Origin of the sequence: Mycobacterium sp. 852002-50816_SCH5313054-b, assembly GCF_001667185.1 — a bacterium.
Taxonomy (GTDB): Bacteria; Actinomycetota; Actinomycetes; order Mycobacteriales; family Mycobacteriaceae; genus Mycobacterium.
Genome location: NZ_LZIC01000067.1, coordinates 61834 through 71061, shown reverse-complemented (window position 1 = coordinate 71061; position 9228 = coordinate 61834). Strand labels below are relative to the sequence as shown.

The 9228-nt window shown below is 67.3% G+C and carries 10 protein-coding genes; 4 read left to right on the top strand and 6 right to left on the bottom strand.

Features of this window, described 5'->3' with window-relative positions:
• The first annotated feature begins 181 nt into the window (after window positions 1-181).
• The 3 genes from A5787_RS27370 (at window position 182) to A5787_RS14315 (ending at window position 1858) form a co-directional block, all read left to right on the top strand.
• Complete coding sequence (locus tag A5787_RS27370; RefSeq protein WP_231993984.1) at window positions 182-688, top strand: hypothetical protein; 507 nt, start codon at window positions 182-184, stop codon at window positions 686-688.
• An 11-nt stretch (window positions 689-699) separates the two neighbouring features.
• Window positions 700-1269, top strand: a complete 570-nt coding sequence (locus A5787_RS14320) for a hypothetical protein (protein WP_066967828.1) — start codon at window positions 700-702, stop codon at window positions 1267-1269.
• 76 nt (window positions 1270-1345) lie between these two features.
• Entirely contained in the window at window positions 1346-1858 is a 513-nt protein-coding gene (locus tag A5787_RS14315; protein ID WP_231993983.1) for a hypothetical protein, read from the top strand.
• A gap of 7 nt (window positions 1859-1865) precedes the next feature.
• On the opposite strand, the gene A5787_RS14310 is transcribed toward A5787_RS14315, so the two are convergent.
• From A5787_RS14310 to A5787_RS14290, 5 genes are read right to left on the bottom strand one after another with little or no spacing between them, the layout of a single operon-like run.
• On the bottom strand, window positions 1866-3365 hold the full coding sequence (locus A5787_RS14310) for a class I adenylate-forming enzyme family protein (protein WP_066967820.1): 1500 nt from the start codon (window positions 3363-3365) through the stop codon (window positions 1866-1868).
• Window positions 3362-4297, bottom strand: coding sequence for an acyl-CoA dehydrogenase family protein (locus A5787_RS14305; RefSeq protein WP_066967817.1), 936 nt, complete (start codon window positions 4295-4297; stop codon window positions 3362-3364). The genes A5787_RS14310 and A5787_RS14305 overlap by 4 nt, the downstream gene beginning before the upstream one ends.
• On the bottom strand, window positions 4294-5451 hold the full coding sequence (locus A5787_RS14300) for an acyl-CoA dehydrogenase family protein (RefSeq protein WP_197507126.1): 1158 nt from the start codon (window positions 5449-5451) through the stop codon (window positions 4294-4296). The genes A5787_RS14305 and A5787_RS14300 overlap by 4 nt, the downstream gene beginning before the upstream one ends.
• Window positions 5448-6545 (bottom strand): acyl-CoA dehydrogenase family protein, encoded by a 1098-nt coding sequence (locus A5787_RS14295; protein ID WP_066967814.1) that lies wholly within the window; start codon window positions 6543-6545, stop codon window positions 5448-5450. The genes A5787_RS14300 and A5787_RS14295 overlap by 4 nt, the downstream gene beginning before the upstream one ends.
• Window positions 6542-7606 carry an acyl-CoA dehydrogenase family protein gene (locus tag A5787_RS14290; protein WP_066967811.1) on the bottom strand — a complete coding sequence of 355 codons (1065 nt, stop codon included), beginning with the start codon at window positions 7604-7606 and terminating at the stop codon, window positions 6542-6544. Before A5787_RS14290 ends, A5787_RS14295 begins: the two co-directional genes overlap by 4 nt.
• 70 nt (window positions 7607-7676) lie before the next feature.
• Between A5787_RS14290 and A5787_RS14285 the strand changes: the two genes are divergently transcribed.
• Entirely contained in the window at window positions 7677-8543 is an 867-nt protein-coding gene (locus A5787_RS14285) for an LLM class flavin-dependent oxidoreductase (RefSeq protein WP_066967808.1), read from the top strand.
• Here A5787_RS14285 and A5787_RS14280 read toward each other — a convergent pair.
• Window positions 8506-9225, bottom strand: a complete 720-nt coding sequence (locus A5787_RS14280; protein WP_066967805.1) for an SDR family oxidoreductase — start codon at window positions 9223-9225, stop codon at window positions 8506-8508. The genes A5787_RS14285 and A5787_RS14280 overlap by 38 nt on opposite strands.
• Between the last annotated feature and the right edge of the window lie 3 nt (window positions 9226-9228).

The window sequence follows — 9228 nt, the reverse complement described above, 5'->3', positions numbered from 1 at the left end:
GCTACCACCCGTTCCGCCGCCCTCACCGGGCGACCCGCCACTGAAGCCACCGTCGCCTCCTTCGTGGGCCAGCCCACCGGTGCCGAAATCGGTGGAGGCAGCGCAGCGGGCATACGAGCAGTTGATAAAAGACATCGAGCGCCACAATTCTTGGCGGCCTGACCCCACCAATTTGGACGCGGTGAACGCCTACAACCAGGAAGCCTGGACCTACAATTCCTGGAAGTCACAACTCGAAAGGCAATTGAATTCGTCGAGCACACAATATTCGCCGGGCAAAGAGGCCGTACGGACGGATATACCATCCTGGACGCAACCGGCACCAGAGCAGCCACATACGCCCGGGGCCCAACAGCCACCTGCGCCCACAAGTCCGAGCATTGCCGACCAGGCTGCGGAAATTGGTCGCGAGGTTGCGGCGGTTCCGAAGGGCTCCGGGCAACTCCAGGCCTTGGCGGACAAGGTGACTTCTCTGCACCTTGATCAGGAGCATGCTGCGGAGGCAACCGAGATTGCCGCGCAGAGCGCGTTCGGTGAAACTGGTGGAATCGCCAACCTACCCGATGGAACAAAGGTGGTGTTACCCGCGAGGCTAGACCAGGGCGTAGCAATGATGGTACGCAGTGACGGATCAGTTTCGGTGTTTAAGGGCGACCTTACACAATTCTTGCCCCACCTTGGTAAGTGAAGGGATGTGCTATGAATACCGTCTCTGCTCCGGCGATTGTTGAGTTCGAGGTTTATCTGCTCATGACGATGAAGCTAAGGATATCAATGTCGCGTAAGCAAGCTCAACTAGAAGCCAAATTAGCTGAACACGAGCTCTCCGTCGATGACGCGGAACGTATACACGAGCGAATAGTCGAAGCTCTTGGCGACGAAGCCGCTTACTTTGGAAATATGAAGAGACTATTGGGCATTCTAGACCAGGATGCTCTATCACTGGAATACAGCAGCGTATTGTGGCCTGGATTTGACTTCAAGGCCGTCTCGGGTGCAGGCGGACTACTCGAGTCGGCGCGCTACTGGCACAGGACTCGCAATCCATCCAGCGTCGGTTCCCCGATCGAGCTGCCTATTTGGAGCATGGACGTTACTGAGTTCATAGAGAAATTCGGGCCTATGCGGCGTGGCCGCCAGTGGCCCTTGTCCGACAAATTCCTCCCCGCCTATGAAGAGTACGAATTTCCATGGGGAGGTGAGAGTTACGGTGCGGGCTTCAGCTGGGGGCTGTTCATGTTTACGGCTAAGTCGTGGCCTGAAGATTAGAAGTCTTTGAGCCTTTCGGAGCCTCATGGACACGCCCTCGCCCGTCACAGTAATTGACCTCGAGGTGTTCTTACTCATGACGATGAAGTTGAGAATGGTCAATAAAAAAGACGCTAAATTACTAGAAGCTACACTGGCCGACCACCGGCTGCCGCTCGCCGCCGCGGAACGAATACATGGGCGCGTCGGCGAAGCGCCTGACTCGGGCACGTCAAGGTTTGCGAGTATGAAGAAGTTGCTCGGGATTGCAGACCGGGACTCCACATCGCTGGAATACAGCAGCCTCCTGTGGCCCGAGTTTGACTTCAAGGCCACCTCTGCTAAAGACGGACGGCTCGAGTCCGCGCGATACTGGCACGTTAGAGGCCATCTTCCTGGCGTCGATTCGCCAGCCGAGTTGCCCACTTGGAGTACGGACGTGACCGAGTTCGCCGCGCACTTTGGGCCCCTGAGGGGTGGCCACCAACGGCCCCTATTCGACGACCTTCTGCCCGGCCACGAGTGGTACGAGTTCCTCTGGAATGGAGAGCGTTATGGTGCGGAATTCAGCTGGGGGCTGTTCCTGTATTCGGCAGAATTATGGGAGTGAGCTGGCGCTAGCCGCCCCGCGTCTCGATCATCGCCGATCGATTGACCTTCGTTGCCGCGGTGCGCGGGATCGCGTCGACGAACTCGACGGTCTTGGGCGCCTTGTAGTGGGCGAGGCGGCTCTTGGCGTACTCGATCACCTGTTCTTCGCTCAGCGAAGCGCCCTCCGCGGGCTGCACCACGGCGTGCACGCGACGGCCCCACTGCGCGTCGGCGAGTCCGATGACCACGACGTCGGCGATGCCGGGATGGCCCGCCAGCGCCGATTCCACTTCCGCCGGAAAGACATTGGCGCCGCCGGTGACGATCATGTCGACGCGGCGGTCGACGATGTAGAGGTAGCCGTCCTCGTCCAGGTAGCCGATGTCACCGGCGGAACGGAACCCGTCGTCGGTCGACGGCAGCGGCGCCGCTCCGCCTAGGTAGCGGGATCCCGCGGCCATCGTTGAGCGCAGGTAGATCTCGCCGTGTTCGCCGGGCCCAAGGGGTGCCCTACCGGCGTCCAGGATCCGGATTTCGGTGTCCCGGAAACCGCGGCCGACACTGCCCGGATGGGCCAGCCACTCGTCGCCGCGCAGCGCGGTGAGACCCAGGTTCTCGGTCATCCCGTAGGCCGACACGATCTGCTCGGGGCTCAGCAGCTCGAACCAGGTGTGCATGAGCGACGCCGGCATCACGGCGGCGCCCTGCAGGATGAAGACGACGCTGGAAAGGTCGCGCTGCCGGACGTCGGGCCGGGCCGCGATGCGCGCCAGCATCGTGGGTGTGGCCGTGAAATTCGTGATCCTGAAGCGTTCGATCACATCCAAAACCAGTGCCGCGTCGAACTTCTCGAGCACGACCAAATGATCGCCGGCCAGCAGGAAGAAAAAGGTCGCGAAGCCGTTGGTGTGATACATCGGCGCGGGCACCATGATCGTCTGCGGCTGGGCGACCGGCGTCCAGTTCGACAGGAACGGCTCGCCGTGTTGAGGGGTCCACACTGACGGCGCCAAGCTGAGGATCACCTTGGGCACGCCGGTCGACCCGCTGCTGCAGATTCCGTTGGCGTGCGGCGAAACGACCGGGGGCAGCGGGCTCGCGGACTCGCCGGCCGCGCGCGCCCCCAGCTCCCACCGGGTTCTTTCATCGACGACGACGGCGGGGGCGATCACGTCGCGCACCCGATCTCGCTCCCATTCGGGCAGATCCCAGTGCATGGGAACCGGAACCGCGCCGATCTTCCAGCATCCCAGCGCGGCGAGGATCAGATGCACGGAGTTCGGGATGGCCAGGGCCACAAGGGAACCCAGGCCGGCGCCGCCGGCCGCCAGCGCGCGCCCCCACTGGTTGGCGCGGGCGTCGAGTTCACCGAAGGTCAGCGACTCCGCGGTGCCGTCGAGCGCGACGACCGTCACCGCGGGATCGTCGCCCCGTTCTTCGGCGAGCTGCTGCAGTTTGGTTCCGAACGGGATGCCGTCTTCCAGGGGGGTGGGGGTCGCCGAAGGCGCGAGGGGCTCGGTGCTCACGCGGGTACCGGGCCGCTGAACAGCGTCTCCAGATTGCCGTCGCGCGCGTCGGGTATCAGGCGCAGGGCCAGGGCCTCGGCGCCCAGCGGCAACCGGATCAGCGGCTGGGTGTGCCGGTCGAGCACACTGACGTCGGACTCGTCGCAGAAACCCAGGGCGCCGAGCAGCTGGTGCGAGGTGCGCAGCAGCTGTCGCGCAGTATCGGCGGCCTTGTACCTCAGAAGGAGCGCGTCGGCCGAATGCACCTGCACCGGCAGCGATTCCGGTCGGCTGATGGTGTACTTCGCGAGTTCGTACAGGCCTCGCACCCCGACGGCGGCGTCCGCGACGGCGAACCTGACGGCCTGGAAGTCCGCCAGTGGCTTGCCGAACTGAACCCGGGCGCGCACGTGTTCGGTGACGATGTGCAGCGACTGCTGCAGGGCTCCCAGAATCCGCCATGATCCCAGCACGAGATGAAGGTTAACGTCGCCGGCCGGAACGGTTCCGTCGGGTGCGCTCAATGTGGCCGGCACCAGAAATGGCCCCAGTTTGGCGTTGGTGCGCGACGCCGCCCGCGGGTGGTAGCGGTTGCCGTCCAGGTCGGCGGCGACCCAGTTGCCCGGCAGGTCGCCGTGGTCGATGCGCGGCGCTTCGGGGTTGACCAGGGCCAGGCGGGCGCCGTCGATCGCCAGCAGTTCCTCGACGACGGGATAGGGCAGGGCGGTCGCGCCGGCGGCCTGGCAGAGCACCGCGGCGGCCAGCAGGTCGTCGTTGGCCGACCGGACCTCGAGCTCGAACGCGCCGACGTCATTCAGGGCCGCGCGCGCCGCGTCCCGGACGCCGTCGTCGGACTCGGCGCGCAGCGCGGCCGGGGGGCCGCCCAACCGGGTGAGTCGCTTTGCGGCGACGGCGGCGAAGTCGCTGATATCCTGCGGCAGTTCGGTTTTCACCTGTGTTCTCCCAGAACGTCGCGTGCCACCAGCATTCGCTGCACCTCGATGGTGCCCGATGCCACGGTGGCGGCCTGTGCGTAGCGCCAGTGATCCTCGATGGCCCCGTGCAGGGGCGCCGACGTGCCGCTGTCGAGCGCAGCGGGACCCAGCACGTCGAAGAGCAGCTCGCCGACCTGTTGATCACAGGTGGTCGTGGCGATGCGGGCTGCACTGGCCGCCGCCCCCGCCGACGGATCGTCCTGCAGCGAGATGGCCCGGTACGCCAGCAGTCTGGCCACCCGGAGGTCGGCCAGCGCCCGCACCCACCGGACGCGAATGGACTCGGGCAGCGAGTCCCACTCGGCGCCGAGCTGCCTGCGCATCCGGTCCAGCAGCGACTCGCACCGCGCGTAGCGCGCGATGCCGACCCGCTCGAAGGCCAGCGCCTCGCGCATCACCCGCCAGCCGTCGCCGACCTCGCCGAGGACGTCGCCGGGGAAGGCCTGCACGTCGTCGAGGAACATCTCGTTGAGGTGATGGGGTCCCAGCATCGACCCGATGGGCCGTACGGTAAAGCCCGGCCGATCCATGGGGATCAGAAACAGGGTGAGCCGCTTCGGTTTTGGGGCGTCGGGATCGGTGCACGCGGCCAGCACGCACCAGGAAGCCATCAGCGCATACGACGTCCACACCTTCTGGCCGGTGATGCGCCAACCGTCACCGTCTTTGACCGCGCGGGTGCGCAGCGAGGCGAGGTCGGTTCCGGCCTCTGGCTCGGAAAAGCCCTGGCACCAGATCACGTCCCCGGATGTGATGGCCGCCAGGTGCTTGGCCTTCTGCTCGGCCGTGCCGTACCGCATCAGCGCGGGGCCGACCCAGTTGATCCCCATGTACTGCGGACCGCGGGGCTCGTGCTGTGCCCACATCTCCTCGCGCAACACGGTCTGCTGCCACACCGAACCGCCGCCGCCCCCATGCTCTTTCGGCCATGCCAGCGCCAGCAGGCCCTCGGAGGCCAGCAGCTTGCAGAACGTCTCGGTGGTAGCCAGGTCCTGCGGGTCGTCGGTGCAGGCGCCGAGGAAGTCGGCGGGGATGTGGTTGGACACCAACTCGCGCAGGTGGTTTCGCAGTTTGGCGGCGTCTTCGCCGAGGTCATAGTCCATCGTCGTCATCCCTTCGGCAGCCCGAGCAGGCGCTCGGCGATGATATTGCGCTGCACTTCCGACGTTCCGCCGTAAATGGTTGCGGCGAGCGCGTCCTGGCGCTCGAACAGCAGATCCGGATCACTCACCCCATCCTGTCCCTTGGCGACGGCGGCCAGTTCCCAAACCCGTTGCAAGGTAACCGATCCGAGCAATTTGAGAATGTCGGCTTCCGGGCTCGCCCGTCCCGCCAGCTCGTTGCCCAGCGCGCGGTACCCGGTTGCCCGCAGCGCCTCGGCGTCGGCGAGGAGCGAGCCGAGCTCGGCGCAGATGTCGTCGGTCGGCCCCGCCCCGCGCACCGCGTCGAGCCCCCGCTTGATCTCGACCCAGTTCATGATCCAGATCATCTGGCGTTCGTGGTGCAGCGACGACAGCGCGACGTTCCAGCCGCCGTGCAGCGGCCCGAGCAGGTTTTCCGCTGGCACCTCGACGTCGTCGAGGAAGACCTCGCAGAACGTCTCGTCGGAGATCGACGCCATCCGGATGGGCTCGATTCTGACCCCCGGCGCGTGCAGGTCGAGGATCAGGCAGGAAATGCCGCGATGCTTCGGCGCCTCCGGATCGGTGCGGGCATACAGCGTGCACCACCGCGACAGATGGGCCTGCGTGGTCCATATCTTGTGGCCGTTGACGCGGAAGACGTCGCCGTCGCGCTCGGCCCGCGTGCGCAGGCCGGCGAAATCGGATCCCGCCTCCGGCTCGGACATGCCCAGTGCCCACCATTCGTCGCCGCGCAGCAGGGGGACCAGCAGCCGGTCGATCTGGGCCGGTGTGCCGAACTGACGGATGCCGGGCGCGGCAACTCCGGGCCCCTGAATGTTGGGCAGCTTGGGCGCGGACCGCAGCGCACCCTCGATCCGGACCTCCATCGCGTCGCGCAGGCCCAGCGACCGGCCGCCGTGCTCGCGGGGCCAGGTCGGCTGGAGCCACCCGGCCTCGAACGCGGCCCGCTGGTAGTCGCGCCGCAGCGGCAGGTCCCAGCGGTACTCGCGATACCGCTCGTAGTAGTCCTTCGGCAGAAATTCCGTCAGCCAGCGGCCGAATTCCTCGATTACGGCGCTCATCCCGCGCCTCCCGCGAACCGGCGGCCCACCTCGTGATAGAGCGCGCGACCGTCGCCGAGCAGCGCGGCGCCCTGCCAGGCGTGCCGGACGTAGAGGTGGATGTCGTGCTCCCACGTCTGACCGAGCGCACCGTGCACCTGCACCGCGGTGCGCGCGCAACTGACGGCCGCGTCGCCGGCCGCCGCCTTGGCCAGGGCCGCGCTGGTCCAACAGTCCCCGCCGTCCGGATCGGCGAGCCGGGCCGCGGCGGCGTAGGTGAGGCTGCGCGCGCGTTCCACGGCGACGTGGTTGTCGGCCAGCGCGTGTTTGATCCCCTGGAACGCGCCGATCGGCGAGCCGAACTGGCGGCGCGCCTTCGCGTGCTCGACCGCGCGGTGCAGGGCGCCGCTCGCCACGCCGACCAGGTCGGCGGCCGCGGCCACCAGCGGCGCCGCCAGCGCCGCTTCGAGCTCCACCGCCGCGGTGGCCAACGGCTCGGCGTCGATTTCGACGTCGGCCACCGGTTGCGCGGGGTCGGTCGACTCGACCGCAAGCACGGTCACTCCGCTGGCACTGCCGCAGCGCGCGACCGCGGCCACCACACCGTGGTCGCCATGCGCCAGGGTGACGACCAGTTCGGCGCGGGTTAGGTTCGGAACCGCGACCGCCCGTCCGCGCAGGCGTCCGCCACGCAAGGTCATCGGTGCGCCGGGCAGCCGTGATCCTTTCGTGTGGACGGCCAGCGCGGCGACGACGCCGCCGGCGATCTCGGCGAGCACCGCGTCCAGGCCGCTGGACCGCAGGGCCCCCGCGGCCAGGCCGACGCTGCTGAGCAACGGGATCGGCGCGAGGGCGGCCCCGCACTCCTCGAGAACCAGCGCCGCCTCGACGGGCCCGTAGTCGCCGCCGTCGGGCGAGGCGAGTTCGGTCCAGCCCAAATCGACGACCGTCTTCCACGGGGCGCGCCAGCGTTCGGGGTCCGTGAGGGCCTGGCGGGCGGCGTCGGGGGGACACTCGGTGCGCAGGATGCCGCGCACGGTGTCGCGCAGCGACAACTGCTCCGAAGTCAGACCGACATCCATAAGACCCCTAACATAATAAAAATAGTAAACTAGCGGCTTTGTTGCAATCGGCGCGAGCATAGGTGGCCCCATGGTGGAGTGGTATTTGTTCCTGCCGCAGGTGCGGTTGCCGGTGGCCGACATCGCCGAGCGGGCCCGCCATGCCGAGGCCAGCGGTTTTACCGGGGTGGCGTTCATCGATCACCTCGAGGCGCCGGGTTTGGCCGACGAAAACATTTGGGAGGCAATGGGCATCGCCACCTGGGTGGCCGCCAAGACCGAACGGCTACGGATCGGCCACCTGGTGCTCTGCGACGCCTTCCGGCATCCCGCCGTGCTCGCCAAGCAGGCCGTCACCCTCTCGGACGCGTCGGAGGGCAGGTTCGAGCTCGGCCTCGGCGCGGGGTCCTGGCCCGCCGAATTCACCAGATTCGATGTGGGCCAGCAGGATCCGAAGGCCCGGGTCGAGCAGCTCGGGCGGCACCTGGAGCTGATCAGGCAGTACTGGGGTGACGACGAGGGCGAGGCCGCGCAGGCCCCGCGCAGAAGCCATCCCATACCGCTGGTCCTGGGCGGCACCGGGCCCCGGCTGATGGAACTTGTTCGCAGGTATGCGGATTGGTGGAATGTGCCGGCGAACCACCTGGACAAGCTGTCCACGCTGGCCCCCGCCGCGGGCACGGCCCGGGTCTCGGTCCAGCAGATGGTGGGATTTGTCCGGACAGGAAGCGATCCGCACAAGGTGCGCGAGGTGAGCAAGAGGCGGTTCGGCAACCTCGGGTCGGGCCTGGTCTGCGGGGATGCCGACGAATTGATCGGGCACTTCACCGGCCTGGCCGCCCAGGGCGTGGAGCGGTTCTACGTGTGGTTCGCCGATTTCGCCGTCCCGGATTCGCTGCACGAGTTCGGGGAATCGGTGATCAAGGCGTTGGCTGGCGCCGGCGCCGGGCTTCCGTAGGCACCACCGGCGGCCGGGCGTACGGGCCCCGCTGCACGGCGGACAACCGGATCTCCGGCAGGTCGACGGAGGGGTCGACCGTGTCGAGCCAGGCGACCGCCTCGGCGACATCGGATACCTGGATCGCGTACATCTCGAAGGGAACGTCCTGCAGCATCTCGGTTTCCACCGGGCCGGGCGTCACGATGTGCACGGCGATACCGTCGCGGTCGACCTCGAGCGCCAGGGCGCGGGCGAACGCGTTCATGCCGGCCTTCGACGCCGAGTAGGCCGTCCGCGCCATCATCGGCTCATGCGCCGCCGACGACGAGATGAACACGAACCGCGAGCCCGCCCGCATCAGCGGCAGCGCCGCGGCGGTCACCACGAAACACGAATCCAGGTTGGCCGAGAGGATGGCCCGCCACTGATCGAAAGTCTGCTTGCGCGCGTAGGTCCCGCCCAGCGTGCCCGCCGCGTGCACGACCAGGTCGAGTCGCTCCAAAGCGCTTATCGCGGAAGCGAATCCGTCCGGATCGGAGGCGTCGGCCACGATGTGGCGCGCGCCGATCTCCTCGGCGGCCGCGCGCAGCGGGGCTTCGCGCCGCGCCGCGAGCACCACGTCGTAACCCAGCTCGCTCAGCTTGCGGCCGCATCCCTTGCCGATCCCACCGCTGCCGCCGGTGACCAATGCGGTTCGCATTAA

Bases quoted from the DNA above. Each gene is read 5' to 3' on its own strand.
- A5787_RS14320 (WP_066967828.1), top strand. From the start codon at position 700: ATGAATACCGTCTCTGCTCCGGCGATTGTTGAGTTCGAGGTTTATCTG.
- A5787_RS14315 (WP_231993983.1), top strand. From the start codon at position 1,346: ATGACGATGAAGTTGAGAATGGTCAATAAAAAAGACGCTAAATTACTA.
- A5787_RS14300 (WP_197507126.1), bottom strand. From the start codon at position 5,451: ATGACGACGATGGACTATGACCTCGGCGAAGACGCCGCCAAACTGCGA.
- A5787_RS14295 (WP_066967814.1), bottom strand. From the start codon at position 6,545: ATGAGCGCCGTAATCGAGGAATTCGGCCGCTGGCTGACGGAATTTCTG.
- A5787_RS14290 (WP_066967811.1), bottom strand. From the start codon at position 7,606: ATGGATGTCGGTCTGACTTCGGAGCAGTTGTCGCTGCGCGACACCGTG.
- A5787_RS14285 (WP_066967808.1), top strand. From the start codon at position 7,677: ATGGTGGAGTGGTATTTGTTCCTGCCGCAGGTGCGGTTGCCGGTGGCC.
- A5787_RS14280 (WP_066967805.1), bottom strand. From the start codon at position 9,225: ATGCGAACCGCATTGGTCACCGGCGGCAGCGGTGGGATCGGCAAGGGA.